The 26,332-nt window shown below is 68.6% G+C and carries 21 protein-coding genes and 2 pseudogenes; 17 read left to right on the top strand and 6 right to left on the bottom strand.

Annotated elements, in window-relative coordinates; all coding sequences use genetic code 11:
- Nucleotides 1-129 precede the first annotated feature (129 nt).
- The 17 genes and pseudogenes from x551_RS01130 to x551_RS01050 all read left to right on the top strand — a co-directional run bounded on the left by x551_RS01130 (nucleotide 130) and on the right by x551_RS01050 (nucleotide 18,749).
- Nucleotides 130-399 carry a hypothetical protein gene (locus x551_RS01130; protein WP_051511770.1) on the top strand — a complete coding sequence of 90 codons (270 nt, stop codon included), beginning with the start codon at nucleotides 130-132 and terminating at the stop codon, nucleotides 397-399.
- Between the two features lie 22 nt (nucleotides 400-421).
- On the top strand, nucleotides 422-2,197 hold the full coding sequence (locus x551_RS01125) for an enoyl-CoA hydratase-related protein (RefSeq protein ID WP_036230921.1): 1,776 nt from the start codon (nucleotides 422-424) through the stop codon (nucleotides 2,195-2,197).
- The gene (locus x551_RS01120; RefSeq protein ID WP_011830391.1) at nucleotides 2,194-3,642 is read left to right on the top strand and encodes a sigma-54 dependent transcriptional regulator; all 1,449 of its coding nucleotides are present in this window, start codon (nucleotides 2,194-2,196) and stop codon (nucleotides 3,640-3,642) included. Before x551_RS01125 ends, x551_RS01120 begins: the two co-directional genes overlap by 4 nt.
- Nucleotides 3,639-4,658: a HupU protein gene (locus x551_RS01115; protein WP_036230924.1), complete on the top strand. Its 1,020-nt coding sequence runs from the start codon at nucleotides 3,639-3,641 to the stop codon at nucleotides 4,656-4,658. The genes x551_RS01120 and x551_RS01115 overlap by 4 nt, the downstream gene beginning before the upstream one ends.
- A pseudogene (locus x551_RS01110) lies at nucleotides 4,655-6,111 on the top strand (nickel-dependent hydrogenase large subunit). The gene x551_RS01115 and the pseudogene x551_RS01110 overlap by 4 nt, the downstream one beginning before the upstream one ends.
- A 35-nt stretch (nucleotides 6,112-6,146) precedes the next feature.
- On the top strand, nucleotides 6,147-6,644 hold the full coding sequence (gene nikR / locus x551_RS01105) for a nickel-responsive transcriptional regulator NikR (RefSeq protein ID WP_231497564.1): 498 nt from the start codon (nucleotides 6,147-6,149) through the stop codon (nucleotides 6,642-6,644).
- Nucleotides 6,645-6,915: 271 nt separating this feature from the next.
- A complete protein-coding gene (locus x551_RS01100; protein WP_036230927.1) occupies nucleotides 6,916-8,994 on the top strand; it encodes a TonB-dependent receptor in 2,079 nt (692 codons plus the stop codon).
- Nucleotides 8,995-9,006: 12 nt separating this feature from the next.
- Nucleotides 9,007-9,723 carry a DUF4198 domain-containing protein gene (locus tag x551_RS01095; protein WP_036230931.1) on the top strand — a complete coding sequence of 239 codons (717 nt, stop codon included), beginning with the start codon at nucleotides 9,007-9,009 and terminating at the stop codon, nucleotides 9,721-9,723.
- 89 nt (nucleotides 9,724-9,812) lie between these two features.
- On the top strand, nucleotides 9,813-10,241 hold the full coding sequence (locus x551_RS01090) for a hypothetical protein (RefSeq protein ID WP_051511768.1): 429 nt from the start codon (nucleotides 9,813-9,815) through the stop codon (nucleotides 10,239-10,241).
- A complete protein-coding gene (locus x551_RS01085) occupies nucleotides 10,228-10,905 on the top strand; it encodes an energy-coupling factor ABC transporter permease (protein ID WP_036230937.1) in 678 nt (225 codons plus the stop codon). The genes x551_RS01090 and x551_RS01085 overlap by 14 nt, the downstream gene beginning before the upstream one ends.
- Nucleotides 10,902-11,516: a hypothetical protein gene (locus x551_RS01080; protein ID WP_036230951.1), complete on the top strand. Its 615-nt coding sequence runs from the start codon at nucleotides 10,902-10,904 to the stop codon at nucleotides 11,514-11,516. Before x551_RS01085 ends, x551_RS01080 begins: the two co-directional genes overlap by 4 nt.
- Nucleotides 11,509-12,294: an ABC transporter ATP-binding protein gene (locus x551_RS01075; RefSeq protein WP_036247314.1), complete on the top strand. Its 786-nt coding sequence runs from the start codon at nucleotides 11,509-11,511 to the stop codon at nucleotides 12,292-12,294. The genes x551_RS01080 and x551_RS01075 overlap by 8 nt, the downstream gene beginning before the upstream one ends.
- Before the next feature lie 303 nt (nucleotides 12,295-12,597).
- Complete coding sequence (locus x551_RS01070; protein ID WP_036230503.1) at nucleotides 12,598-14,766, top strand: TonB-dependent receptor; 2,169 nt, start codon at nucleotides 12,598-12,600, stop codon at nucleotides 14,764-14,766.
- A 190-nt stretch (nucleotides 14,767-14,956) separates the two neighbouring features.
- Nucleotides 14,957-16,231: an ATP-binding protein gene (locus x551_RS01065; RefSeq protein WP_231497553.1), complete on the top strand. Its 1,275-nt coding sequence runs from the start codon at nucleotides 14,957-14,959 to the stop codon at nucleotides 16,229-16,231.
- Nucleotides 16,232-16,304: 73 nt separating this feature from the next.
- Nucleotides 16,305-17,155, top strand: a pseudogene (asd, locus tag x551_RS01060) (archaetidylserine decarboxylase).
- Nucleotides 17,156-17,242: 87 nt separating this feature from the next.
- A complete protein-coding gene (locus tag x551_RS01055; RefSeq protein WP_152543355.1) occupies nucleotides 17,243-18,238 on the top strand; it encodes a hypothetical protein in 996 nt (331 codons plus the stop codon).
- Between the two features lie 46 nt (nucleotides 18,239-18,284).
- On the top strand, nucleotides 18,285-18,749 hold the full coding sequence (locus x551_RS01050; RefSeq protein WP_231497552.1) for a CreA family protein: 465 nt from the start codon (nucleotides 18,285-18,287) through the stop codon (nucleotides 18,747-18,749).
- A 46-nt stretch (nucleotides 18,750-18,795) separates the two neighbouring features.
- On the opposite strand, the gene fba is transcribed toward x551_RS01050, so the two are convergent.
- The 6 genes from fba to x551_RS01020 all read right to left on the bottom strand — a co-directional run bounded on the left by fba (nucleotide 18,796) and on the right by x551_RS01020 (nucleotide 26,307).
- Nucleotides 18,796-19,833 carry a class II fructose-bisphosphate aldolase gene (gene fba, locus x551_RS01045; RefSeq protein ID WP_036230500.1) on the bottom strand — a complete coding sequence of 346 codons (1,038 nt, stop codon included), beginning with the start codon at nucleotides 19,831-19,833 and terminating at the stop codon, nucleotides 18,796-18,798.
- Nucleotides 19,834-19,887: 54 nt separating this feature from the next.
- On the bottom strand, nucleotides 19,888-21,069 hold the full coding sequence (locus x551_RS01040; RefSeq protein WP_036230497.1) for a phosphoglycerate kinase: 1,182 nt from the start codon (nucleotides 21,067-21,069) through the stop codon (nucleotides 19,888-19,890).
- Between the two features lie 20 nt (nucleotides 21,070-21,089).
- Nucleotides 21,090-22,109, bottom strand: coding sequence for a type I glyceraldehyde-3-phosphate dehydrogenase (gap, locus tag x551_RS01035; protein WP_036230494.1), 1,020 nt, complete (start codon nucleotides 22,107-22,109; stop codon nucleotides 21,090-21,092).
- 51 nt (nucleotides 22,110-22,160) lie between these two features.
- The gene (tkt, locus tag x551_RS01030) at nucleotides 22,161-24,239 is read right to left on the bottom strand and encodes a transketolase (protein ID WP_011830373.1); all 2,079 of its coding nucleotides are present in this window, start codon (nucleotides 24,237-24,239) and stop codon (nucleotides 22,161-22,163) included.
- Nucleotides 24,240-24,309: 70 nt separating this feature from the next.
- Entirely contained in the window at nucleotides 24,310-25,188 is an 879-nt protein-coding gene (locus x551_RS01025) for a phosphoribulokinase (protein WP_011830372.1), read from the bottom strand.
- Nucleotides 25,189-25,233: 45 nt separating this feature from the next.
- Nucleotides 25,234-26,307: a class 1 fructose-bisphosphatase gene (locus tag x551_RS01020; protein WP_011830371.1), complete on the bottom strand. Its 1,074-nt coding sequence runs from the start codon at nucleotides 26,305-26,307 to the stop codon at nucleotides 25,234-25,236.
- Nucleotides 26,308-26,332: the final 25 nt, after the last annotated feature.

The following is a 26,332-nucleotide window of genomic DNA, read 5'->3' as shown; positions in this document are numbered from 1 at the left end:
CGCCCTGCGTGCCAAGATCGGCCCCGATGCCGACGCGCTCGTCGAAGCGCTCGCGGCCGAGGGCCATGTGGAGCCGGCTGCGCCGCCGGTGCGGCGGGTCGCCGGCAGCCTGGCGCGCAGCCCCTGCCGGTGGACATCGCGGTGGAATCCGTCGCACCACGCGAGGCCGAAACGTCTGCCGCCGAGGTGCGGGAGCGCCTCGCACCGCTGCGCCGCGAGGCGCTGGCCCGGCTCGCGCCGCACTACGGCCCTGACGCCGTGGTCGTGGCCGGCCCGCTGTTGGGGGCCGCCACCCTCGAGGACTATTGCAAGGCGCTGGAGGCGCTGGAATCCAAGGTGTCCGTCAACCTCGGGCGCAAGCAGGCCATCAAGCTGCTGGCGGGGCTGAAGCCCGTCTGATCCCGACCCTCGACGAGCCACCATGCGCATCCTGCTGCTCTGCCACAGCTTCAACAGCCTCACCCAGCGCCTTTTCGTCGAACTCGGCGCCCGGGGGCACAGCGTGTCGGTGGAACTCGACGTGGCCGACAGCGTCACCGAAGAGGCGGTGGCGCTGTTCGGGCCCGACCTGGTAATCGCACCTTTTCTGAAGCGGCGCATCCCGGCATCGGTGTGGCACCGGGTGGTCTGCCTGGTGGTGCACCCCGGTCCGCCCGGTGACCGCGGGCCCTCGGCGCTCGACTGGGCCGTGCTCGAGTCCCGTCCTCGCTGGGGCGTGACGGTGCTTCAGGCCAACGACGAATTCGACGCCGGTCCCGTGTGGGCGCACGCCGAGTTCCCGATGCGCGACGCTGCCAAGGGCAGCCTCTACCGCGGCGAGGTGGCCGATGCCGCCGTCGCGGCGTCCTTGAAGGCGGTCGAACGCTTCGCCGCGCAGGGCGGGGCGGGCGCGCTCGATGGCAGCACCCGAGCCGACATCGAGGGGACCGCCGGCTGGCGCCCGGCGCTGCCGCAGTCGGCTCGCCGCATCGACTGGGACCACGACGACACGGCACACATCCTGGCCCGGCTGCGCAGTGCCGACGGCCAGCCGGGCGTGCGCGACCGGCTGTTCGACGTGGAATGCCATCTCTACGATGGCCACCCGGTCAGCGCCGCGACACTGGCCCGCGCGCCCGCGGGTGCGCCGGGCACCGTGGTGGCGCATCGCGACGGGACCTTGCTGCGCCGCACCGTCGATGGCGGTGTGTGGATCGGTCAGGTGCGCAGTCCGCAGGCCTGCGGCGACGGGCCATCGTTCAAACTGCCGGCAGCCCTCGCGTTCGCATCCCACGCGGCCGGCCTGCCGCAGCTCGATGCGCCGCTGGAGCGCGATGCCGATGAATGGGGTGAACTGCGCTACCGCGAACTCGGCCCGCGCGGCGCACGCGTGGGGTGCCTGTCGTTCGACTTCTACAACGGCGCGATGTCGACCGATCAGTGCCGTCGACTGCGGGCGGCGCTGCAGGAAGTTCGGCGGCGCGAAACGCAGGTGCTGCTGCTGCTCGGCGGGTCCGACTTCTTCAGCAATGGCATCCACCTGAACTGCATCGAGGCGGCCGCCCACCGGGCCGGCGACAGCGCGGCCGACGAATCCTGGCGCAACATCGAAGCGATGGACGACGTGGCACTGGAGCTGATCACGCTCACCGACCGGCTCACCGTGGCCGCTCTGCGCGGCAACGCCGGAGCCGGCGGTGCCTTCCTGGCGCTGGCGGCCGACGAGGTGTGGGCGCACCGGGGTGTCGTGCTGAATCCGCACTACAAGAACATGGGCAACCTCTACGGGTCCGAGTACTGGACCTACCTGCTGCCGCGGCGGCTGGGAGCGGCCGGCGCCGCGGCGCTGATGCAGCAGCGCTTGCCGGTCTCGGCGGCCGCGGCGCAGCGCTCGGGCCTGATCGATCGATGCTTCGACACCGGGGTGCGCGGCTTCGAAATCGAGGCAACTACCCATGCGCTGGCACTGGCGTCGGCCCACAATCTGGCCGAGCGCGTCGCTCTCAAGCGGCAGGTGCGCGACGCGGACGAGGCCCGGCGGCCCCTGGCCGCCTACAGAGAACAAGAGCTGTCCCGGATGCACCGCAATTTCTACGGCTTCGACCCGAGCTACCACGTCGCTCGCTATCACTTCGTGCACAAGCTGCCCCATGCCTGGACACCCCGGCATCTCGCGGTCCATCGCGAGGCCGCTGCCGGCAGCACGGAGCGCGCATGAGCGAGGTCGCCAGCCTGCCGACCGTCCTGGTGGTGGACGACGAAGTGCGTTCCCAGGACGCGATGCGGCGCACGCTCGACGAGGACTTCACGGTCCTCACCGCGAGCCATGCGGATGACGCCCGCAAGCAACTCGAGCGTTATGAGGTCAGCGTGATCCTGTGCGATCAGCGCATGCCGGGACTCACCGGCGTCGAGTTCCTGAAGGAAGTGCGCGAGCGCTGGCCCGACACGGTGCGCATCGTGATCTCCGGCTACACCGATTCCGAGGACATCATCGCCGGCATCAACGACGCCGGCATCTACCAGTACATCCTCAAGCCCTGGGTGCCGGACCACCTGCTCGACACGGTGCGCACCGCGGCGGAAGCCCGTGTGCTGCAGCGCGAGATGCACCGCCTCGACCTCGAGCTGCGTACCAGCACACCGGTGCTGCGCCAGCGTACCGCGCACAAGCTGGAGAAGGCGCGCAACACCTTCGACTTCGACCGCATCGAGCGCGCCGCAGGCAGCCCGCTCGATGGTGTGTGCGAGATGGCCGCGCGCGTGGCGCGCTATGACCTCAGCGTGCTGGTGCTCGGCGAATCCGGCACCGGCAAGGAGTTGCTTGCGCGCGCCATCCACTACGCCAGCCCGCGTGCCAGCGGCGCCTTCGTCGTCGAGAACTGCGCGGCCATTCCCGACACCCTGCTGGAGTCGGAGCTGTTCGGCCACAAGCGCGGCTCCTTCACCGGTGCGCACGAGGACCATCCGGGGCTGTTCCAGCGCGCCAATGGCGGGACGGTGTTTCTCGACGAGATCGGCGAGACCTCGCCGGCCTTCCAGGTGCGCCTGCTGCGCGTGCTGCAGGAGGGCGAGGTGCGGCCGGTCGGCGGCGTGCGCACCGTGCCGGTCAACGTGCGGGTGGTCGCGGCCACGCACCGCGACCTGGAGCAGCGCGTCCGCGAGGGCCTGTTCCGCGAAGACCTGTACTACCGCATCGCCGGCATCTCGCTGACGGTGCCACCGCTGCGCGAGCGCGGCGGCGACATCGAGCCGATCGCGCGCCGCCTGGTGCGCGAGGTGAGCGCCGAACTGGGGCGGCCCGGCGCCGAGCTCAGCGACGAGGCGATGGCCTGCCTGATGGGCTACCCCTGGCCCGGCAACATCCGCGAGCTGCGCAACGAGATCGCCCGCGCGGTGGCGCTGAGCGCCACCGAATGCATCGAGGCGCAGGCCTTCTCGCTGCGCGTGCTGCATGGGCAGGCCGGCCTGTCCGCCACCGCGCAGGCCACGCCGCTGCCGCGCAGCGGCACGCTGGGCGAGCGGCTCGATGCCATCGAGGCGATGATCCTGCGCGAGACGCTGCTGCGCCACCGCTGGAACAAGACTCGCGCGGCCAAGGAACTGGGCCTGTCGCGCGTCGGGCTGCGTGGCAAGATGCTGAGATTCGGGCTGGAAGGATGAGCATGGGCGCTGCGGCGGGATTCAACGTGCTGTGGCTGCAGTCGGGGGGATGTGGTGGCTGCAGCATGTCGCTGCTGTGCGCCGACACGACCGACTTCCACGGCCAGTTGCGCGACGCCGGCATCGACCTGCTGTGGCACCCCTCGCTCTCGATCGAGAGCGGGCACGAGCTGAGCACCATGCTCGACCGCATCGCCGATGGCCGCCTGCGGCTCGACGCCCTGTGCATCGAAGGCTCCCTGCTGCGCGGCCCGCATGGCAGCGGTCGCTTCCACGTGCTGGCCGGCACCGGCATCCCGATGATCCACTGGGTCTCGCGGTTGGCGGCCAGGGCCCGGCACGTGGTGGCGGTCGGCAGCTGCGCGGCCTGGGGCGGCGTGACCGCCGGTGGCGACAACCCCACCGATGCCTGCGGCCTGCAGTTCGAGGACGACCGTCGCGGTGGCCTGCTCGGTACCGACTTCCGTTCTGAGAGTGGCCTGCCGGTGATCAACATCGCTGGCTGTCCCACGCATCCGAGCTGGGTGATCGACACGCTGATGGCGCTGGCCGCTGAGAGCTTCACGGCCGGCGACCTCGACCAGCTGGGCCGTCCGCGCTTCTATGCCGATCAGCTGGTGCACCACGGCTGCACCCGCAACGAATACTACGAATTCAAGGCCAGCGCCGAGAAGCCGTCGGACCTGGGTTGCATGATGGAGCACATGGGCTGCAAGGGCACACAGGTGCATGCGGACTGCAACACGCGGCTGTGGAACGGCGAGGGCTCGTGCACCCGGGGCGGCTACGCCTGCGTCGCCTGCACCGAGCCGGGCTTCCAGGAACCGGGCCACCCCTTCCACCAGACACCCAAGCTGGCCGGCATCCCGATCGGCCTGCCGACCGACATGCCCAAGGCCTGGTTCGTCGCGCTTGCGTCGCTGTCGAAGTCGGCGACGCCCAGGCGCGTGAAGCTCAATGCCGTGGCCGATCACCTGGTGGTCACGCCGGCGGTGCGCAAGACGCGCCTGAAATGACCCGCCTGCTCGTCGGCCCGTTCAACCGCGTCGAAGGCGATCTCGAAGTCACGCTCGACATCGCCGACGGCCGGGTGACGTCGGCGCGCGTCAACGCGCCGATGTACCGCGGCTTCGAGCAGATCCTGCGCGGCAAGAACCCGCACGATGCACTGGTCTACGTGCCGCGCATCTGCGGCATCTGCTCGGTCTCGCAGTCGGTGGCGTCGGCGCGCGCCCTGGCCGACCTGGGCGGCCTGGAGATGCCGCCCAACGGCCAGCACGCCACCAATGTGATCCTCGCCACCGAGAACCTGGCCGATCACCTGACGCACTTCTACCTCTTCTTCATGCCGGACTTCACTCGTCCGGTCTATGCGTCGCGAGCCTGGCATGCCGAAGCCGAACGCCGCTTCGCCCCGCAGACCGGCGAACAGACGCGCGCGGCCATCGCGGCGCGCCAGCGCTGGTTCACGCTGCTCGGCACCCTGGCCGGCAAGTGGCCTCACACGCAGAGCATCGAGCCGGGCGGCTCCACGCGGCCGATCGAGGCAGCCGAGCGTGTGCGCCTGCTGTCGCGCGTGCGCGAGTTCCGGGCCTTCCTCGAGCGCCAGCTGTTCGCCGCACCGCTGGAGCAGGTGAGCTCGATCGCCAGCGAAGCCGAGCTGTGGGCCTGGCATGCGCAGGACCCGTGGCGCGGCGACTTCCGGTTGTTCCTGAGCATGGTCAAGGACGCTGCCTTGGAGCGTCTCGGCCCTGGCCCCGGGCGCTACCTCAGCTACGGCGCTACCCGCAGCCGGACGGCGGCTTCGAGCTCGGCGGCGGCGTGTGGCATGCGCAGCGCGCGGTGCTGTCGCGTCTCGACGAGGCGGCGATACGAGAGGACGCGACGCATGCCTGGCTGGCCGACAGCGCCGCCCCGCGCCATCCGCTCGACGGCCTGACGCTGCCCGACGCCGACAAGCCCGACGCCTACACGTGGAACAAGGCGCCACGGCTCGCCGGCGAGGTGGTCGAGACCGGTGCCATCGCCCGCCAGCTGGCATCGGCGCAGCCGCTGGTGCGCGACGCGGTGGCGCGCCACGGCGGCACCGTCTACACCCGCGTGCTGGCGCGCCTGATCGAACTGGCGCGCGTGGTGCCGATGATGGAGCGCTGGTTGCAGCAGTTGCAGAGCGGCGAGTCCTACTGCGTGCCGAGCCCGCATTTCACCGAGGGCGTCGGCGTGGGCCTGAGCGAGGCCGCGCGTGGCAGCCTGGGCCACTGGATCGTCGCCAGCCGCGGCCAGATCGCCAACTACCAGATCGTCGCGCCCACCACCTGGAACTTCTCGCCGCGAGACGCCGCCGGCACGCCCGGCGCGCTGGAGCAGGCGCTCGAGGGCGCGCCGGTGCAAGAGGGCGAACTGACGCCGGTGGCGGTGCAGCACATCGTGCGCTCGTTCGATCCGTGCATGGTGTGCACGGTGCATTGACCGATTCTCCTCTCCACCTTCACCGACCGGCTCGCATGGAACGCTTCACCATCTCCCTCGACGACAAGCTCGCGCACGAATTCGACCACTGGATCGCCGACCGCGGCTATGCCAACCGTTCGGAGGCGGTGCGCGACCTGCTGCGTGCGGAGATGGAGCGCACGCGACAGAACAAGGACGAGTCGGTGCACTGCGTGGCCTGCCTGTCGTACATCTTCAACCACCACCAGCGCGAACTCACCGAGCGCATCACCGAGCTGCAGCACGATCACCACGATCTTGCGGTGTCGACGATGCACGCGCACCTCGATCACGACCATTGCCTCGAGACCGTGATCCTCCGCGGCCCGACGCTGGCGGTGAGGCGCTTCGCCGACGCGGTGTGCGCCGAGCGCGGCGTGCACCACGCAAGCTCAACCTCATCAGCGTGGAACTGCACCACAGCCACAAGCACGGACGCGGCGCGCACCACGCGGCGCACGTGCATCCGAAGCCGGCATCCTGAGCCGCGGCGTCTGCCCCGACCCACCTAGGCCCTGCACCGCAGGGCCTTTTTTCTTGGGGCGCGACGGGTGGGTTGCGTCCGTGGGCGTGTCTGCCACCGAGACCACAGCGCTCACTGAGCGTTTCGACGTCTCTGCTGGAAGCGCGGTGATCGGGGGTTTGCTCGTGGTTCGACGTCCTTCACCGGGCGTCGGATGCCATCCGGGATGGGTGGCACGGAAGTTGTATGAACTTAATAAAAATCATCATACTCATGGGTGCGCCGGTTGCCCATGAGTCGTTCTGCAACGAGGAGACCCAGTGCACCACGCTTTCGATCGGCGCCTTTCGCCGAGCACCCTGTTGTTGACCGCGCTGGCGGTGGGCCCTGTCCTGGCGCAGCAGAACCCCGACGAACCTGCCGCTGCGGAACTGGCCGCTGTTCGTATCGTCGGCTCGGCCGAGAAAACCAAGGGCAGCGTCACGCTCGACGCGCGGGGGCTGCCCGCTGCGGTGACGGTCATCGGGCGCGAAGACATCGCACGGACGAACGTCGGCCGCGACTACACCGATCTGCTGCGCCGCGTGCCGGGCGTCAACGCCTACAGTTTCGGCCAGGGCGACATCGGCAGCCCGATCAAGATGCGGGGCTTTACCGGCACCGGCGCACACGGCGGCGACGTGGCCATCTACGTGGACGGCGTGCCGCAGAACTTCCCGTCCGCCAACCAGGGCGGGCCCGGGATGAGCGATCTGTCGTGGCTCACGCCCGACATGATCGAGCGCATCGAGGTCATCAAGGGGCCGTTCTCTGCGCTGTACGGCGACCAGAACCGCGCCGGGGCGATCAACATCGTCACGCGCGACCGGGGCGAATCGAGTCTCGGGCTGAGTGCCGGCAGCTACGGCAGCGGCCGCGGCACGGCGGTGTTCTCCGGCGAACATGGCGCGGTCCGATCCTTCGTAGTCGCCGATCTCTACCGCACCGACGGCTATCGCGACAACTCGGGGGTGGCGCGCGGCAACCTGTTCGCCAAGGCTTCGCTCGACACCGGCGATGCCCTGTGGGCGCTTCGCGGCAGCTACTACAAGTCCGACTGGGACGCACCCGGCTACCTCAGCTTTGCGTCGCTGGTGAACGGCGCGGTCGGGCCGCGCGACCGTGATCCGACCGCGCCGCCACTGTTCGGCGATGCCGAACGCTATGGCCTTGTGCTGACCCGCTGTCCGGCGCGTGGCGAGGAGGGCTGGCATGCCTCGGTCTTTGCCGAGCACTACGAGAAGCGACGCGCCAATCCGGCAGGAGGCAATCCGAACGGCTACAACGTGCAGAACGACGATCGCGCCGTCTACGGTGGCCGGGCGCAGTACCACCTCGGGGTCGGCGCAAAGGCAGCGGTCACGGCCGGCGCCGAGCTCCGCGCAGACCGCGGGACCGGCATCAACCAGCGCTGGGACACGCCGGCGGGGCCGGGCGCGAACGTCAACAACCACTGGGATCTGGATCTGTTGACGTACGGCCTGTTCGCCCAGGGGCAATGGCAGGTTCTGGAATCGTTCAAGCTGGTCGGCGGCGTGCGGCGCGACGCCTTCGATTACCGGATCGACAACCTGAAGCAGCCTGCTGCCTCGGTGGACTACGACGCGTCGGTGACCACGCCGCGCGCGGGGTTCGTCTGGTCGCCGCTCAAGGCGCTGGACATCTACGCCAATGTGGGCGAGGGCTTTCGCTCGCCGGCGGAACGGGAGCTGTCGCCGCCCGGGCCGTTGGGGCCGCTGGGTGCGCCCGGAGGTGCCTCGTTCCCGGACCTGAAGCCCCCGAAGGTGAAGGCTCGCGACGTCGGCTTCAACGCCCGACTCGGAACGCGGTGGACGCTGTCGGCTGCGGCCTACCACACGGTGAACAAGAGCGAGATCCGCGAAACCACGCCCGGAAGCGGTGTCTACGCTGGCATCGGCGACACCACGCGCAACGGCTGGGAGGCCGATGTTCGCTTCGATGCCACCGACGCGTTGAGCCTCTATGCGAGCTACGGGAACGTCAAGGGGCGCATCAACACGCCCGTCAATGCCGGGCAGGACCTGATTTCCGGCCTGCCTGAACACACCTACCGGCTCGGCGGCGAGTACACGGCAGCGCTGGCCGCGGGCCTGCTGCGTACGAATGCCGATGTCTTCCAACTCTCCGGTGCGCCTTACTACGTCGGCGCGAGCCCGGTACCGCTGTTCAGCCGCATCTACACGCGCTACGACCTGCGTGTCTCGCTCGAACGGAACCGCGTGCGATACGCGGTGTACGGTGTCTTCCAACCCCACGCGTTCGCCAGCGAGCAGGCCGGCACCAGCGTCGATCCCCGCCCCCGCGCCGATGTCGGCGTGGCCTTGACCTACACCTTCTGACCAGGAGATCCCATGATCGCTCGACACCCTTCTCTGCAGGTCCTCCTCGCTGCCGCCTTGGCGGGCACGGCACTGTCCGCTCGATCGCACGATGCCTGGATCGCCGCCAAAGGCGAGGCCTACGCCGTGCTCTACGGCCACGGCGAGCAGGTCGAGGCCTATGCCCCCGCGAAGGTGAAGTCGCTGTCGGCGCTCGATGCCAAGGGAGCCGCCATCGCCGTGAAGCGCCAGGACGGCAGCGATGCGGTGCGTGCGACGCTGTCGCAGGCACCCTCGCTGATGACGCTTCACTTCGACAATGGCTACTGGAGCAAGACCGCAGGCGCGGATGCGACGTCCAAGAACCTGCCGAAGAACGAGGTGCCCGGTGCGGTCAGCGCGGTGCACTCGGTGAAATACGGCAAGACCGTGTTTGCCTGGAGTGCGGCCGTGACCAAGCCGCAAGGCCAGCGGCTCGAACTGGTGCCGCTGAGCGCCGCCGCACCCGCCGCCGGCAAGTCGCTGCCGGTGCAGGTGCTGTGGGATGGCAAGCCGCTGGCCGGTGCGAAGCTCGTGCGTGCCAAGTACAGCAAGGAGGCCCCCATCGAGGCCGACGCCGAAGGCAAGGCGCAGGTACCGGTGGTCGCCGGCGAGCAGACCCTGTCGGTCAACCGCAAGCAGGACCTCGCGAACGATCCGCGGGCCGACAGCGAGTCGATCTCGGCCAACCTCGTCTTCACGGTGCATTGATCGATCGGAGGGATACGGAAGATGAGTCTCGTCGCACGCCGCAGCGCGCGGTCTTCGGTCGCCTGCCTGTTACCCTGGGTCCTGACCGGATGATCGGCTCCGTATCGGCCCATGAAGTGCATGAGGAGGTGTCGCGGGCGCAGGCCACGGTGGTCCGCCTGACCTATGCCGACGGTGAGCCGTTCTCTTTCGAACGCTACGAACTGTTCGCCGACGGCAGCACCCAGCCCACGCTGTCCGGCAGCACCGACGGGCAGGGGCGCGCGGTCTTCCTGCCCGATCAGGTGAAACGCTGGCGCGTCCGCGCCTTCTCCGCCGATGGGCACGGGGTGGACGTGAACTTCGAGACGTCCGGCGAGGCCGCGATCTCCGTCCCGGGTCCGGCGACCGACCGCACCTCGCGCGTGCTGCTCGGTGTGCTGGTGATCCTGGCGCTGTTCTGCGCGCTGCAGCTCTTCGTCCGCGGGCGCAGGCCGCGCGGTGCGGTCGCACGAGACGGGTCCGATGCACATCCCTGACGGCTTCCTCTCGCCGCAGACCTTTCTGCCGGCCTACGCGGTGGCGGGCGTTGCCTGGCTGTGGGCGGCGCGCAGCCTGCGCCGGCAACTGGACGACCAGACCGTGCCCAAGCTCGCGGCGCTGACGGCCCTGGCCTACGGTCTCGGGCTGATCATGCTGCCGATCCCGGGGGGCACGTCGGGGCATCTGCTGGGCGTGGCGATGCTGGCGCTGCTGTTCGGTGTCCGTCTCGCCTTCCTGTCCTACAGCCTGGTGCTGCTGCTGCAGTCGCTGCTGTTCGGTGCCGGAGGCGTCACCGCCCTGCCGATCAATGCCTTGGCCATGGGGCTGGCGGGCGCCGCGATGGCCGTGCTGGTGTTTCGCGCGCTGCGGCGGCTCGGCGAGCCACTCGCCGTGGTGGCTGCTGCGTGGTGTTCCGTGATGCTCTCTGGCCTGATCGTCGGTCTGGTGCTCGGTCTGCAGCCGCTGATCGCTCAACGCCCCGACGGGACGCCGCTCTTCTTCCCGTTCGGCTTCGCCGTCGTGCTGCCGGCGGTGCTGGTGCCGCATGCGCTGATCGGCGTGGGAGAGGCGGCCCTGACGTTGCTGGTCTGGCGTTTCGCCCGCGGCCGCGGCTGGGTCGCGGCGGAAGGGCAGGCCGAACCTTCGGTGCGATGCGCATGAACCCGTCCTGCTGTCCGGCCCCGGCCGACGGCTTGCCGGCCACGACCCCGAGGGCCGCGCGTCACGCGCAGTGGTGGCTGGCCGGCTACGCCACTGCCGTGGTGGCGGTGAGTTTCGTGCACGATCCTCGGGTGCTGGCCGGCCTGCTGGGCCTCGCGTTGGCCGCCAGCGGGTCCACACGCTGGCGCCTGCTTCGGCGTGCCCTGCTGGCGGTGCTGGCCTTCAACCTGTCCGTGAGCCTGGGGTATCTGGGGGTCTCGCTGTGGCAGGGCGCGTTCCGGCCGGCCTACCTCGTGCTGGTCAATCTGCGCGTGCTGCTGCTCGTGTTCCTGGGTTTCTGGTTCGTGTCGCGGGTCAATGTGCTGCAGGCCCTGTCGTTCTCGCCGACCTTGAGTTTCGTGGCCATGCTCGCTGTCGGGCAGGTCACGGTGTTCCTGCGCGTTCTGCGCGACTTCCGGCTGGCCTTCGTGAGCCGCAACCCGGGCCGCCCGCGTTGGAGCGATCGCGCTCGCAACGCCTCGGCCCAGGCCACGCACCTGCTGGACAAGTCGGTGGCCAGCGCTGCGGAGGCTTCCCTGGCCATGCGATCGAGAGGATGCTTCGATGATTGAGCTGCAGGGCGTGAGTTTCGGCTGGCCCGACAGGCCCCCGGCTTTCAGCGGCCTCACGCTGCGCATCGAGGCCGGCGAGAAGGTAGTGCTGCTCGGTCCCAACGGCAGCGGGAAGTCCACGCTGCTCAAGCTGCTCAACGGCCTGATCGACCCGACCGCAGGGCGCAGCTTCCACGACGGGGAGGAGGTCACCGTGCAGCGCCTGCGCGACCGCGATCGGGCCCGGCGCTTTCGCCGCGAGTGCGTGCTGCTGTTCCAGCACCCGGAGGCGATGCTGTTCAACGCGACTGTGCGCGACGAGATTGCCTACGGCCCGCGCCAGCTCGGTCTGGCCGATGTGGATGCGCGCGTCGCTCGCTGGGCCCGCGAACTGCGGCTCGAGGCCTTGCTCGACGCGCCGCCTTTCCATCTTTCGGGCGGTGAGAAGCAGAAGGTCGCGTTGGCCGCGGTGCTGGCGCTCGACCCCAAGGTCCTGCTGCTCGACGAGCCGTCGGCCAACCTCGATCCCCGCACGGCCGGCTGGCTGGCGGATTACCTGCTCGACACCCGGGCGACCGTCATCGTCAGCACGCACAACCTGTCAATGGCTTCGGAGTTCGGGGAGCGCTGTCTCGTCCTCGAGCCCGGGGGGAGCTTGCGCTACGACGGCCCCATCGAGCGGGCGCTCGCCGACGTGGAACTGCTGGAGGCCGCGCAGTTGGCGCATCGCCATCGTCACCGCCATGGCGCTGGCGAGCATGTTCACATGCACCTGCACGCCTGGGAAACGCCAGGCTGAGAACAGGCCGGCAACCGATCAGCAGGAGAGTGTGCCAACTGGAAAGCGCGGCTTCCGGGCAATGTCCATGCAAGTCAGCTCGTGCGGCGAATGATGCATCCGATATCGGCGCTTGTCCGTACGTGGCAGGGAGCGTCCGAAGCGCTGCATCGGCACAAGTTGTTCAGCTGCTTGTTGCGGGCTGGTACGAATAATGTATGAGCACTAGAAAATTTATCTTACACAGATCGTTCGGGAGGGCTTGAACCAGTCTCGCGTCGTGGCGCGTGGGCTCGCCGACACGATCAGGAAGGAGACAAAGCCATGCACGAAAGCAAGCCCAACCGGGAGGCTCGCAGCGGGGACTTCGCCGCGGTGTCCTCCCATCGGCAATGGCCGTTCAACCTGGCGCTGCAGGCGATCTCGCTGGTGGCGCTGAGCAACAGCGCCGTGGCACAGACACCAGCGCCGGAGGTGCCGATCACTCAGCTCGAGCCGATCGTCGTGCAGGGCAACTACAACAACTCGATCGGCAGTTCGGACGCCGCAAGCCAGGGCACCGTCACGGCCAAGCTGATCGAGAACCGCCCGACGCTGCGGCCGGCCGAGGTGCTGGAGTTCGTGCCGGGCGTCATCGTGTCGCAGCACAGCGGGGACGGCAAGGCCAACCAGTACTACCTGCGGGGCTTCAACCTCGACCACGGCACCGACTTCGCGACCTTCGTCGACGCAATGCCGGTCAACATGCCCACGCACGCCCATGGTCACGGCTACAGCGATCTCAACTGGCTGATCCCGGAGCTGGTCGATCGCATCAACTACCGCAAGGGGCCCTATTACGCGGAGGAGGGCGACTTCGCCTCGGCCGGCGCCGCGCACATCCGCCTGGTCGACACGCTGCCCAAGGGCATCGGCTCGATCACCTTCGGCGAGAACGGCTACCGCAGGGGCCTGCTGGCGAACTCCGGTGCTGTGGGCGATGGGCAGTTGCTCTATGCGCTGGAGGCCGGGCACAACGACGGGCCCTGGGACAACCCCGAAAATTTCCGCCGCCTGAACGGTGTGTTGCGCTACAGCTTCGGCGACGCCCAGACGCGGTCCGTGATCACCGCGATGGGCTATTCGGCCCAGTGGAGTTCCACCGACCAGATTCCAAAGCGTGCCGTCGACCAGGGCCTGATCGGGCGCTTCGGCGCGTTCGATCCCACCGATGGCGGCGAGACCTCGCGCTACAGCCTCTCGTACGACCTGACGCAGAAGCTCGACGACGGCAGCTTCAAGTTCAGCGCCTATGCCGTCCAGTCGCGCTTGAACCTCTTCTCCAACTTCACCTTCTTCCTCGAGAACCCGGTGGACCTCGACCCGACCGTGGCGAACGGTGACCAGTTCGAGCAGGCGGAACGCCGCAAGGTGGTCGGCCTGAACACCAGCCGGAGCTGGAACATGAGCTTCGAGGGCCGCGAGGTGATCAACACCCTCGGGGCACAGGTCCGGCACGACCGGCTCGATCCCGTGGGCCTGTACGGCAACGTGGCGCGGCAGCGCGTCAGTACCACCCAGGAGTCACGCGTTCGCGAGACCAGCGTCGGGGTCTACGGCGAGAACGCCACGCAATGGCTGCCGTGGTTGCGCAGCGTGGCGGGCTTGCGGTTCGATCGGTTCGCGTTCGACGTGGACAGCTCGATTCCCCAGAACAGCGGCAAGAAGAACGACAGCATCGCGTCGCCCAAGCTGTCGCTGATCTTCGGCCCGTGGAGCAAGACCGAGTACTTCGCGAACTACGGCTACGGCTATCACAGCAACGACGCACGCGGTGCGACCGCCAAGGTCGCGGCCAAGGATCCGACCGTGGCAGTCCAGGCGGTCGACCCGCTGGTTCGCTCCAAGGGCGGGGAACTCGGCCTTCGCACCGAACTCGTGCCGGGTCTGCAGAGTTCTCTGGCGCTCTGGCACCTGAAGCTGGACTCCGAACTGCTGTTCGTCGGTGATGCCGGCGAGACCGAACCCAACCGGGCCAGCAAGCGCTACGGCATCGAATGGAACAACCATTACGTGGTCCGACCCTGGCTGCTGTTCGATCTGGATCTCGCGGCCTCGCGGGCGCGCTTCAGCGAGGACGATCCCGATCCGACGGTCGGCAACCACATCCCGGGTGCGGTGAACCGGGTCGCTTCGCTGGGCGTGACCGTGACCGACCTGGGGCCTTGGTTCGGGCAGTTTCAGTTGCGCTATTTCGGGCCCCGACCGTTGATCGAGGACAACAGCGTGCGATCGAGTGCCACGACCCTGGCCTACCTGCGTGTCGGCTACAAGGTCAGCACGGACGTGAAGCTCGCGCTGGATGTCTTCAATCTGTTCGACCGCAAGGCCAGCGACATCGACTACTACTACCCGTCCCGCCTGCAGGGGGAACCGGCCGGCGGCGTGGACGACATCCATTTCCACCCCGTCGAACCGCGGAGTCTGCGCCTGACGCTGACGGCCAACTTCTGACCCATCGGCCAGCGGTGCGGACATGGGGAGCGTCGCTGGGCATGCATCGTGCTCAAATGGATATTCATTCGCTCGCGCCCCTGTCTCGATGGCCCGCTCCCTGCCTCCCCGTCCCTCGCTGAGTGCCCCGCCGGCAGCCACCGACGCGGGGCAACCCGGCCAGATCGAGGGCGTCGACGAATCGACCTGGATGGACGTCATCCAGAAGATGGACGAGGTGTATTCACAGCTGGTGCTCGACGAGATCGAGCTCGAGCAGAAGAACACCGAGCTCGAGCAATCCCAGCAGTTCATCTTCAGCGTGTTGTCCGCCATGTCGGATGTGCTGCTGGTGTGCGACGAACACGGCGTGATCGAAGAGACCAATGCCGCCCTGCGCGAGCTGGTCGGTCGCAGCGATGCCACGCTGCGCGGCATGCTGTTCCACGACCTGCTGGCCGACGAGGCCAGCGGCGAAAGCGTGCGCCAGGTGCTGGCCAACGCGACGCCGTCGCGGCAAGGCGAGGCCGTCGAATTGAACCTGCTCGATGCGCAGGGGCAGAGCGTGCCGGTCGACGCCAACTGCACGCCGCGCATCGCGCCGAACGGCCGGCGCGTCGGTACGGTGTTCGTCGGCCGCCCTACGGCCGAGATCAAGCGGGCCTTCCACGAGCTGCGCACCGCGCACGAGGCGCTCAAGCGCGCGCAGCAGCAGCTGCTCCACTCCGAGAAGATGGCCTCGCTGGGCCGGCTGGTGGCCGGCGTGGCGCACGAGCTGAACAACCCGATCAGCTTCGTGCTCGGCAACGTCCATGCGCTCAGCCGCTACAGCGACCGGCTGCGAACCTACCTGGAGGCCGTGCATGCGGACGAGCCGCCGGCCCGGCTCGCCGAGATGCGCAGCAAGCTGCGCATCGAGCACCTGCTGAATGACCTGCCGTCGCTGATCGAGGGCACGCTCGAGGGCGCGCAACGCACCGCCGACATCGTCAACGGTCTGAAGCGCTTCTCGGCGATGGACCCGGAGGCGCGTGTGCCGGTGCTGCTGAACGACGTGATCGAACGGGCGATCCATTGGGTCAGCAAGGGCACCGCGCCCAGCTTCGAAATGAAATGGACGCCGGGCCCTCCCTGCACGGTGACCGGCAGTGCGGGCCAGCTGCAGCAGGTGCTGATGAACCTGCTGCAGAACGCCTGCGACGCCGCGGCCAGCCGTGCTGGCGAGAGCCCGGTGCTGTGGATCGATACCGAGCAGGACGGCTCGCGGGTCCGCCTGCGCCTGCGCGACAACGGACCCGGCATCCCGTCCGAGCACCTGACGCGCATCTTCGACCCCTTCTTCACCACCAAGCCGGTGGGCAAGGGCACGGGCCTGGGTCTGTCGATCAGCTACGGCATCGTCGAGCAGCACGGTGGCACGCTGAGTGCGCGCAACCACCCGGACGGGGGCGCCGAGTTCACGCTGGAGCTTCCGCTGACGGAATGACCGAGCCGATCGTGCCGCGGACGCGGCTCGGCGCTCGCTACACTGCTGCGCCTCCGCTCCGTGTCCTTGCCTCGTGTCCGAACGACTTCCCGTGCTGCTGCAGTACCTGGTGCCCCAGCGGGCGCTGACGGTGTTTGCCGGCTTCGTGGCCTCGGGGCGCTGGGGCGGCATCACGACCGCCATCATCCGTCGCTTCGTCCGCAAGTACCGGGTCGACATGAGCGAGGCGGCCGAGCCCGACATCGCCCGCTACACCCGCTTCAACGACTTCTTCACCCGGGCGCTGCGCCCGGCGCCCGCCCGCTGGCGTCGGCCGAACTGGTGTGTCCGGTCGACGGCGCGATCAGCCAGTTCGGCGCGATCGAGCGCGACCAGATCTTCCAGGCCAAGGGGCACCACTATTCGACCCGCGCGCTGGTCGGTGGCGACGCGGAGCTGGCGGCGCGCTTCCAGGACGGGCAGTTCGCCACGCTCTACCTCAGTCCGCGTGACTACCACCGCATCCACATGCCCTGCGACGGCCGGCTGCTGCGCATGATCCACGTGCCGGGGGACCTGTTTTCGGTCAACCCGGTCACCGCGCGCGGTGTCCCGGGGCTGTTCGCGCGCAACGAGCGGGTGGTCTGCGAGTTCGACGGACCGCTGGGGCCCTTCGTGCTGGTGCTCGTGGGGGCGACCATCGTCGGCAGCATGGCCACGGTCTGGCACGGCCAGGTGAATCCCCCGCGCAGCGGCCGGCTGCGCGAGTGGCGCTATGCCGACCGCGAACTGCGGCTGCGGCAGGGTGAGGAGATGGGGCGGTTCCTGCTGGGGTCGACCGTCGTGGCACTGTTTCCGCAGGGTTCGGTCCGCTTCGATCCGGGCTGGGAGCCCGGACGGGCAGTGCGCCTGGGCGAGGCGATGGCGTTCGCTCCGCTTCTGTAGGGGAATGAGGTTCGACTGATGTACGAGTGATCGGCACGGTTACATTTGCGGGTGGACGCTGAGCGTGACACACCGGAGATTCCCCGATTGAACTCGCTGACCTCTTACCCGGAGCCTTCCGAGCCCAGTGCGGCAGCCGGCGACGACCTAGTGTCCCCTTCGCAGGCAGCCCTGCCGTCCGACCTGACAGCGATCCACCACCAGTTGCTCACGCTGTTGCGGGCGCCTGGCCAGGAAGGGGCGTGGGTCTCGCTGATCGATGGGGTCGGCCGGCGCATCCGGGCACTGGTCGAGCGCGACGCCGACATGGCGCTCTACCTGCAGGTGCAGAGCGCGCAGCGGGTGCAGGATCACTACAGCAGCCAGCACGCGCTGTTCTGCGCGGTGGTGGTCGACCTGTGCCTCCACCATCTGAACGTCGGGGATGCCGAGCGCCAATCCGCCGCGCTCGCGACGCTGACAATGAACCTCAGCATGATGGAGCTGCAGAACGAGCTGATCCATCGCGAGCGCACTCCGACGCTGGACCAGCGGCGCGTCATCGACGGTCATGCGCAGGCCGGTGCCCAGTTGCTGCGGCAGGTCGGTGTGCAGGATCCGGTCTGGCTCGAGATCGTCGAACTGCACCACACCGATCCGCCGCCGGAGACCGGCTTCGCGGCGCTCAGCCCGACCCAGCGCCTGGCCAGCGTGGTGCGTCGCGTCGATGTCTTCACCGCCAAGATGAGTTCGCGCCGATTCCGGGCCGGGATGCCGGCCACCCTGGCGGCGCGTGCGGCCTGCCTGGGGCCGGACGGGCGGCCCGATGTGGTGGGTTCGGCCGTCATCAAGTCGCTCGGCATGTACCCGCCCGGCAGCTACGTCAAGCTGGCCAGCGGTGAGGTGGCCGTCGTCACGCGGCGCGGCGTCAAGGCGAACGAGCCGGTCGTGGCCAGTCTCGTCGGCCGGGATGGTCGGCCGCTGGCCGCGGCCACACCGCGTGACACGGCCGATCGCAGCCATGCCGTGGCAGGTATCGTGCGGCCGGCCGAAGTCCGCGGACCGGTGCCGCCGGTGCGCGTGGGCGTGTCCGACCGCCTGTGAAACCAGGGCGGCCGCTGTGCGCCGTCAGGAGAGAGCGATGAGAACGATGACCTTCCTGCTGCTGGCCGCGGGGCTCGGTGTGACGGCGAGCGCGAGCTCGCAGCAGGTCGGCGAGGTCGATACCGTGTTCAAGCTGATCGGGCCGGACCACAAGATCGTGGTCGATGCCTACGACGACCCCAAGGTCGCTGGCGTGACCTGCTACGTCTCGCGCGCCAAGACCGGCGGCATCAAGGGAGCCGTCGGCTTGGCCGAGGACAAGGCGGAGGCCTCGATCGCCTGCCGGCAGACCGGCGCCATCAGCTTCCTGAAGCCCCTGCCGGAGCAGGAAGAGATGTTCAGCGAACGCCAGTCGCTGGTGTTCAAGCGCCTGCACGTGGTACGCATGGTCGATCGGGCGCGCAACACCCTGGTCTACCTGACCTATTCCGATCGGGTGATCGAGGGTTCGCCGCAGAACAGCGTCACCGCCGTGCCGATCGACCGGGCGCTGACCATCCCGATCAAATGAAAACGGGGTGCCCAGGGCACCCCGTGACGGCGTGAGCCGATTCAGCTCAGGCGTAGCGTTTCGCGCCGGCTTCCAGCGACACCGGCTTGATCTTCGAGGCCATGCCGGCGCAGCCGAAGGCTTGGAAGCGGTCGACGCACACGTCGCGCGCCGCGGCGGTGGCGTCCTTCAGGAACTTGCGTGGATCGAACTCGCTGCGGTCCTTGCCCATCGCGCGGCGCATCGCACCGGTCATCGCCAGCCGGATGTCGGTGTCGATGTTGACCTTGCGCACACCGAAGCGGATGCCTTCCTGGATCTCCTCGACCGGCACGCCGTAGGTCTCCTTGATGTCGCCGCCGTGCTCGCGGATGATCGCCAGCCATTCCTGCGGCACCGACGACGAGCCGTGCATCACCAGGTGCGTGTTCGGGATGCGCGCGTGGATCGCCTTGATGCGGTCGATCGCGAGGATGTCGCCGGTCGGCTTGCGGCTGAACTTGTAGGCGCCATGGCTGGTGCCGATGGCGATGGCCAGCGCATCGACACCCGTCTTGGCCACGAAGTCGGCCGCCTGCTCCGGGTCGGTCAACATTTGCTCGTGGGTCAGCACGCCTTCAGCGCCGACCCCGTCCTCTTCGCCGGCCATGCCGGACTCGAGTGAACCCAGGCAGCCGAGTTCGCCCTCCACCGACACGCCGATCGCATGCGCCATGTCGACCACGCGGCGCGTCACGTCGATGTTGTACTCGTAGCTGGCCGGCGTCTTGGCATCTTCGAGCAGCGAGCCGTCCATCATCACGCTGGTGAATCCGGAGCGGATCGACTGGATGCATACAGCCGGGCTGGCGCCATGGTCCTGGTGCATCACGATCGGGATGTCGGGGTACATCTCGGCGGCGGCCTCGACCATCTTGCGCAGGAAGGGCTCGCCGGCGTACTTGCGTGCGCCGGCAGAGGCCTGCAGGATCACCGGGCTGTCGGTCTTCTGGGCAGCCTGCATGATGGCCTGGATCTGCTCCAGGTTGTTCACGTTGAAGGCGGGTACGCCATAACCGTGCTCGGCGGCGTGGTCGAGCAGCTGTCTCAGGGAAATCATGGCCATGGGTCGGCTCCGGTTGCGGGGTTCGTCAGGATCGGGAAGGGGCGGGACGGGGCCTCAGGCGGCGCGGTCCTGGAGCGCCTTCACAGCGGGCAGCGTTCTGCCCTCGAGGAACTCGAGGAAGGCACCGCCGGCGGTGGAGACATAGTCGATGTCCTTGGCCACGTCGAAGCGGTTGATCGCGGCGACGGTGTCGCCGCCACCGGCGATCGAGAAGGCCTGCGATGCGGCGATGGCGGTGGCCAGCGTGCGGGTGCCGTAGGAGAACTGCTCGATCTCGAACACGCCCAGCGGGCCGTTCCACACGATGGTCTTGCAGGGCGCCAGTCGCTCGACGAGGGCCTGCATCGACCGAGGACCGAAGTCGAGGATCAGGTCGTCGGGCCCGACCTCGCTCAGCGCCTTGATCGCCGGGATGGCGTGCTCGGAGAACTCGGTGGCGGTCACCACGTCGATCGGCATGAAGAGCTCGGCGCCGCGCGCTGCGAGCGTCGAGGCCACCTGCGCGGCCGTCTCGACCATGTCCGGCTCGCACAGCGACTTGCCCACCTTCTGCCCGGCGGCCAGCAGGAAGGTGTTGGCCATGCCGCCACCGACCACCAGCAACTCGACCTGGTCGGCCAGCGACTTCAGCACCGACAGCTTGGTCGACACTTTCGAACCGCCGACGATGGCCGCCAGAGGCCGGGCCGGCCGAGCCAGTGCGCGTCCGAGCGCGTTCAGCTCCGACGCCATCAGCGGGCCGGCGCAGGCCACCGGGGCAACGCGCGCCAGGGCTTCCGTCGTGGCCTCGGCGCGGTGGGCGGTGCCGAAGGCGTCGTTCACATAGACATCGCACAGTTCGGCCATGCGCAGCGCCAGCTCGCGCGAGTTGGCCTTTTCGCCCACATTGGCGCGGCAGTTCTCCAGCATCACGGCCTGCCCGGGGGTGACGTCGAAAGGCCGTGCGAGCCAGTCGCCGATCAGCGGCACCTCGCGGTCGAGCAGTTCACCGACACGGCGCGCTACCGGTGCGAGCGAGTCGGCCGGCGTCAGTGCGCCCTCGCCGGGTCGACCGAGGTGCGAGGCGAGCATGACGCGCGCCCCCTGGGTCAGCGCGTGGCGGATGCCGGGGATGCTGGCGCGGATGCGGGTGTCGTCGGTGATGCGACCGGCGGCATCGAGCGGCACGTTGAAGTCGCAGCGGATGAACACCCGCTGGCCGCGCAGGTTGATCTGGTCCAGGGTCATGAAGGCCATGTCGCGCTCCGCGTTCGCCTTCAGGCCCGGGCCATCGCCAGGGCGGTGTCGAGCATGCGGTTGCTGAAGCCCCACTCGTTGTCGTACCAGGCGCAGACCTTCACGAGCCGGCCCGAGACCTTGGTGCAGCTCGCGTCGAACACGCTGGAGCGCGCGTCGTGATTGAAGTCCATCGACACCAGCGGCTCGTCGGTGTAGCCCAGCACGCCGGCCAGCGGGCCCGTGGCCGCGGCCGTCTTCATCAGCGCGTTGACCTCGTCGACGCTGGTATCGCGTTGGGCAGTGAACACCAGATCGACCAGCGAGACGTTGATGGTCGGCACGCGCACCGCGAAGCCGTCGAGTCGGCCAGCCAGTTCGGGCAGCACCAGGCCCACCGCTGCGGCGGCGCCGGTCTTGGTGGGGATCATCGACTGCGTGGCGCTGCGCGCGCGGCGCAGGTCCTCGTGGTACACGTCGGTCAGCACCTGGTCGTTGGTGTAGCTGTGCACCGTGGTCATCAGGCCGTTGGCGATGCCGATGCCGTCGTTGAGCACCTTGGCCACCGGTGCCAAGCAGTTGGTGGTACAGGAGGCGTTCGACACCACGGTGTGCCCGGCCCGCAGCACGCCGTGGTTGACGCCGTAGACGACGGTCGCATCCACGTCGGCGCCGCCGGGCGCGCTGATCAGCACCTTCCTCGCCCCGGCGGCCAGGTGAGCCCCGGCCTTGGCCTTGCTGGTGAAGAGCCCTGTGCACTCCATGACGATGTCGATGCCGTGCTGCTTCCAGGGCAGTTCGGCGGGGCTGCGGATCGAGCTGACGTGGATGCGATGCCCATCCACCACCAGGTCCGATCCCTCGTGGCTGACCGGCAGGCCGAAGCGACCGTGCACGGTGTCGAAGCGGGTCAGGTGGGCGTTGGTCTGGGCATTGCCCAGATCGTTGATCGCGACGATCTCGATGTCGCGTGCCGCGCCGGTGCGCTTGGATTCGAACAGCGCGCGGAGAACGTTCCGGCCGATGCGGCCATAGCCGTTGATGGCGATGCGTGTGGTCAAGGCAGCCTCTTCGTGAAATGGGAGTGAAGGGGAGAGGGGGGCGGGAACGGCTCAGTTGGACGACAGCACGGCGTTCAGTTCGGTGCCGAACTCGCTGTCGGCCGCGATGGCGCCTTGCGGACGGACCAGCTGTCGCGCGCGCTCGGCGGCGGCCTCGGCCGTGAGTCCGAACAACTTGAACAATTGCGCGGCCGGCGCCGATTCGCCGAAGCGGTCGAGACCGATCACGTCGCCACGCTCGCCCACGTACTTCCACCACAGACCGGTGCTGCCAGCCTCGATCGCCAGACGCGGCAGGTGACGCGGGATCACCGCGCTGCGGTAGGCGGCGTCCTGGCGATCGAAGGCGTCGAGGCAGGGCACCGACACGACGCGCGCGGGGATGCCGTCAGCCGCCAGCAGCGCGGCGGCCTGCAGTGCGATGCCGATCTCCGAGCCGCTCGCCAGCAGCGCGACGCGCTCGCCCTCGGGGCGTCGCAGCACGTAGGCACCGCGCGCGATGTTCTCGATGCGTTCGCGCCCGTCACCGCCGTGTGGCAGGGCCTGGCGCGACAGCAGCAGGCAGCTGGGGCCGTCATCGCGCCGCAGCGACTGGCGCCACGCGACGGCCGTCTCGGTCGCGTCGGCCGGGCGCCAGACGTCGACGTTGGGGATCAGCCGCAGGCTCGACGCATGCTCGATCGGCTGATGGGTCGGGCCGTCTTCGCCGAGACCGATGGAGTCGTGCGTGAAGACGTAGACGACCGGCAGGTGCATCAGCGCCGACATGCGGATGGCATTGCGCGCATAGTCGGCAAAGGTCAGGAACGTACCGCCGAAGGGCCGGTATCCGCCGTGCAGCGCCACGCCGTTCATGATGGCGGCCATGCCGAACTCGCGCACGCCGTAGTGCACGTGGTTGCCGGTGCCGCGCCCCTTGAGCGGACGGTGGCCCTTCCAGTCCGTGAGGTTGGAGCCGGTCAGGTCGGCCGAGCCGCCCAGCAGCTCGGGCATGGCTGGTCCCACCTCCTGCAGCACGTCTTGCGAGGCCTTGCGGGTGGCCACGGCGGCATGCCGGGCCTCTGCGCCCTCGATCGCCGACGCCAGTGCAGCCTCGGTCCTGTGGTCGAGTGCGGGCGTCGCGGACAGCCTGCGCAGCAGTTCCGCGGCCAGTTCGGGATAGGCCTTCGCATAGGCGCCGAATCGGTCGTTCCAGTCGCGCCGCCGGCGAGCGCCGGGCTCCAGCGCCGACCAGGCCTGCTCGATCGCTTCGGGGATATCGAACGGCGCCGCCGTCCAGCCCAGTGCCTGGCGCGTCAGCGCGATCTCGGCCTCGCCCAGCGCCTCGCCGTGAGCCTTGGCGGTGCCGGCGCGATTCGGCGAACCCTGGCCGATGCGCGTCTTGCAGCACACCAGCACGGGCTTGTCGGAGGCCTGGGCCTGCGCGATGGCACGGTCGAGCGCCGCGAAGTCGTGTCCGTCGACATCCCGCAGCACCGTCCAGCCGTAGGCCTCGAAGCGGCCCGGCGTGTCATCGGAGAACCAGCCCTTCACGTCGCCGTCGATCGAGATGCCGTTGTCGTCGTAGAAGGCGATCAGCTTGTTCAGCTGCCAGGTGCCGGCCAGCGAACAGGCCTCGTGGCTGATGCCTTCCATCAGGCAGCCGTCGCCGAGGAAGACGTAGGTGCGGTGATCGATCACTGCATGGCCCGGGCGGTTGAACTCGTCGGCCAGCAGCTTCTCGGCCAGTGCCATGCCGACGGCATTGCTGATCCCCTGGCCCAACGGGCCGGTGGTGGTTTCGACACCGGGCGTGACGTCGATCTCGGGGTGGCCCGGCGTGCGCGAGTGCAGCTGGCGGAAGCGCTTGAGCTCGTCGATCGGCAGGTCGTAGCCACTCAGGTGCAGCAGCGCGTACAGCAGCATCGACCCGTGGCCGTTCGAAACGACGAAGCGGTCGCGGTCGATCCACTTCGGATCGGCCGGGTCGTGCTTCAGGTGGTGACGCCAGAGCGCCTCGGCGATATCGGCCATGCCCATCGGCATGCCGGGATGGCCGGAATTGGCTGCCTGCACGGCGTCCATCGCGAGGGCGCGGATGGCATTGGCGCATTGGCTGCGCAGGGCCAGGGTGTCGGGTGTAGCGTTCATGGGGGAGCCCGGGGATGAGGTTCTTGGGGGTCGCGCCGATGGCGGGGCGGCACGATGCGCCGCGCTGCGATCAGGCCGCGAGCCGCTTCTTGCGCCGCTCGATCAGGCGCATCACCATCGGCGTGAAGATCAGCTGCATCGCCAGCTCCATCTTCCCGCCCGGTACAACGAGCGTGTTGGCGCGCGACATGAAGGAGTCGTGCAGCATGCTCAGCAGGTAGGGGAAGTCGAATCCGCGCGGGTCGGCGAAGCGGATCACGACCAGGCTTTCGTCCGCCGTCGGGATGGTGCGGGCGATGAACGGGTCGGAGGTGTCGACCACCGGCACGCGCTGGAAGTTGATGTGGGTGCGCGTGAACTGCGGACAGATGTAGTGCACGTACTCGTGCATGCGGCGCAGGATCACGTCGGTGACGGCCTCGGTCGAGTAGCCGCGCGCGTTCCGGTCGCGGTGCAGCTTCTGGATCCATTCGAGGTTGATGACCGGCACCACGCCGATCAGCAGGTCGGCATGCCGAGCGATGTCGACCTTGTCGGTCTTCACCCCGCCATGCAGCCCCTCGTAGAACAGCAGTTCGCTGTCCGGCAGCGTCTCCCAGGGGGTGAAGGTGCCGGGCTCCTGCTTGTAGGGGGCTGCCTCCTCGGCGTTGTGCAGGTACTTGCGCGCCTGGCCCGTGCCGGATTCGCCGTAGCCGCGGAACAGTTGCTCGAGTTCGGCGAACAGGTTGGCATCTTCGCCGAAGTGGCTGAAGTGCGGGTTGCCGGCGGTCTCGTGTTCCGCCATCGCCGCCTTCATCGCCTTGCGGTCATAGCGGTGGAAGCTGTCGCCCTCGATGATGACGGAGCGGATGCTTTCGCGGCGGAAGATGTTCTCGAAGGTGCGGGTCACCGACGTGGTGCCTGCACCCGACGAGCCGGTGATGGCGATGATGGGATGCGATGCGGACATGGCTGCGCCTATGAAGAAGGAGAAGAACGGGCGGCGGTTGCCGTGTCAGCCGGCTTCCGCGAACAGGCCGCGCTTGCCGAACAGCGGCGAGTTGTAGGGGGTCGGAGGTTCGTCGCGGTGGTAGGCCTCGATGCGGGCCACCTCCTCGGTCGAGCCGAACACGAAGCCGATGCGCTGATGGATGTCTTCCGGCTGCACCTCCAGCAGGCGCTTGCGGCCTGTGCTCGCCATGCCGCCGGCCTGCTCGATCAGGAAGGAGATCGGGTTGGCCTCGTAAAGCAGGCGCAGTCGGCCGGCCTTGTTCGGATCCTTGCTGTCACGCGGGTAGAGGAAGACACCGCCGCGCATCAGGATGCGGTGGGTCTCGGCGACCAGCGATGCGATCCAGCGCATGTTGAAGTCGGTGCCGCGCGGGCCGGTGCTGCCGGCCAGGCACTCGTCGACGTAGCGCTTGACGGCCGGCTCCCAGAAGCGGCTGTTCGACGCGTTGATCGCGAACTCGCGGGTCTTCTCGGGGATGCGAAGGTTCGGATGGCTCAGCACCCACTCGCCGAGCTGCGGGTCGAGCGTGAAGGCGTGCGTGCCGTCGCCCAGCGTCAGCACCAGCATCGTCGACGGCCCGTAGATCGCGTAGCCACCGCAGACCATCGTCGTGCCCGGCTGCAGGTAGTCCTGCGGTTGCGGGTCCTGGCGTGGCTGCGGCGCACGATGGATCGCGAAGATGCTGCCGACGGTGACATTGACGTCGATGTTCGACGAGCCGTCCAGGGGGTCGAACATCAGCAGGTACTTGCCCCGGGCGTACTGCGGCGGCAGCGTGTACGGCGCCTCCAGCTCCTCGGACACCATGCCGGCCACGTGCCCGCCCCATTCGGTGGCGCGCAGGAACATCGTGTTGCTCAGCACATCGAGCGTCTTCTGCTCCTCGCCCTGCACGTTGCCGGAGCCGGCGCTGCCCAGCACGCCGGCCAGCCCGCCGAACGCCACCTTGCGCGAGATCGCCTTGCAGGCGAGCGACACGTCGGTGATCAGTGCATTGAGCTCGCCGGTCGCGGCGGGGTGCTTGCGCCGTTCCTCGATGAGGAACTGCGTGAGGGTCGACTTTCCTCCAGTGGGCATGACGGTCTCCTTAGGTGTTCTGGGC

Origin of the sequence: Methylibium sp. T29 (assembly GCF_000576205.1) — a bacterium.
Taxonomy (GTDB): domain Bacteria; phylum Pseudomonadota; class Gammaproteobacteria; order Burkholderiales; family Burkholderiaceae_C; genus Methylibium; species Methylibium petroleiphilum.
The sequence above is the reverse complement of the archived record's forward strand: the minus strand, read 5'-3'. Positions and strand labels throughout refer to the sequence as shown.

Bases quoted from the DNA above. Each gene is read 5' to 3' on its own strand.
- tkt (WP_011830373.1), bottom strand. From the start codon at position 24,239: ATGAACGCTACACCCGACACCCTGGCCCTGCGCAGCCAATGCGCCAAT.
- fba (WP_036230500.1), bottom strand. From the start codon at position 19,833: ATGGCCATGATTTCCCTGAGACAGCTGCTCGACCACGCCGCCGAGCAC.
- x551_RS01025 (WP_011830372.1), bottom strand. From the start codon at position 25,188: ATGTCCGCATCGCATCCCATCATCGCCATCACCGGCTCGTCGGGTGCA.
- x551_RS01020 (WP_011830371.1), bottom strand. From the start codon at position 26,307: ATGCCCACTGGAGGAAAGTCGACCCTCACGCAGTTCCTCATCGAGGAA.
- x551_RS01075 (WP_036247314.1), top strand. From the start codon at position 11,509: ATGATTGAGCTGCAGGGCGTGAGTTTCGGCTGGCCCGACAGGCCCCCG.
- x551_RS01085 (WP_036230937.1), top strand. From the start codon at position 10,228: ATGCACATCCCTGACGGCTTCCTCTCGCCGCAGACCTTTCTGCCGGCC.
- x551_RS01120 (WP_011830391.1), top strand. From the start codon at position 2,194: ATGAGCGAGGTCGCCAGCCTGCCGACCGTCCTGGTGGTGGACGACGAA.
- x551_RS01090 (WP_051511768.1), top strand. From the start codon at position 9,813: ATGATCGGCTCCGTATCGGCCCATGAAGTGCATGAGGAGGTGTCGCGG.
- x551_RS01125 (WP_036230921.1), top strand. From the start codon at position 422: ATGCGCATCCTGCTGCTCTGCCACAGCTTCAACAGCCTCACCCAGCGC.
- x551_RS01050 (WP_231497552.1), top strand. From the start codon at position 18,285: ATGACCTTCCTGCTGCTGGCCGCGGGGCTCGGTGTGACGGCGAGCGCG.
- nikR (WP_231497564.1), top strand. From the start codon at position 6,147: ATGGAACGCTTCACCATCTCCCTCGACGACAAGCTCGCGCACGAATTC.
- x551_RS01095 (WP_036230931.1), top strand. From the start codon at position 9,007: ATGATCGCTCGACACCCTTCTCTGCAGGTCCTCCTCGCTGCCGCCTTG.
- x551_RS01070 (WP_036230503.1), top strand. From the start codon at position 12,598: ATGCACGAAAGCAAGCCCAACCGGGAGGCTCGCAGCGGGGACTTCGCC.
- x551_RS01065 (WP_231497553.1), top strand. From the start codon at position 14,957: ATGGACGTCATCCAGAAGATGGACGAGGTGTATTCACAGCTGGTGCTC.
- x551_RS01080 (WP_036230951.1), top strand. From the start codon at position 10,902: ATGAACCCGTCCTGCTGTCCGGCCCCGGCCGACGGCTTGCCGGCCACG.
- x551_RS01115 (WP_036230924.1), top strand. From the start codon at position 3,639: ATGAGCATGGGCGCTGCGGCGGGATTCAACGTGCTGTGGCTGCAGTCG.
- x551_RS01040 (WP_036230497.1), bottom strand. From the start codon at position 21,069: ATGGCCTTCATGACCCTGGACCAGATCAACCTGCGCGGCCAGCGGGTG.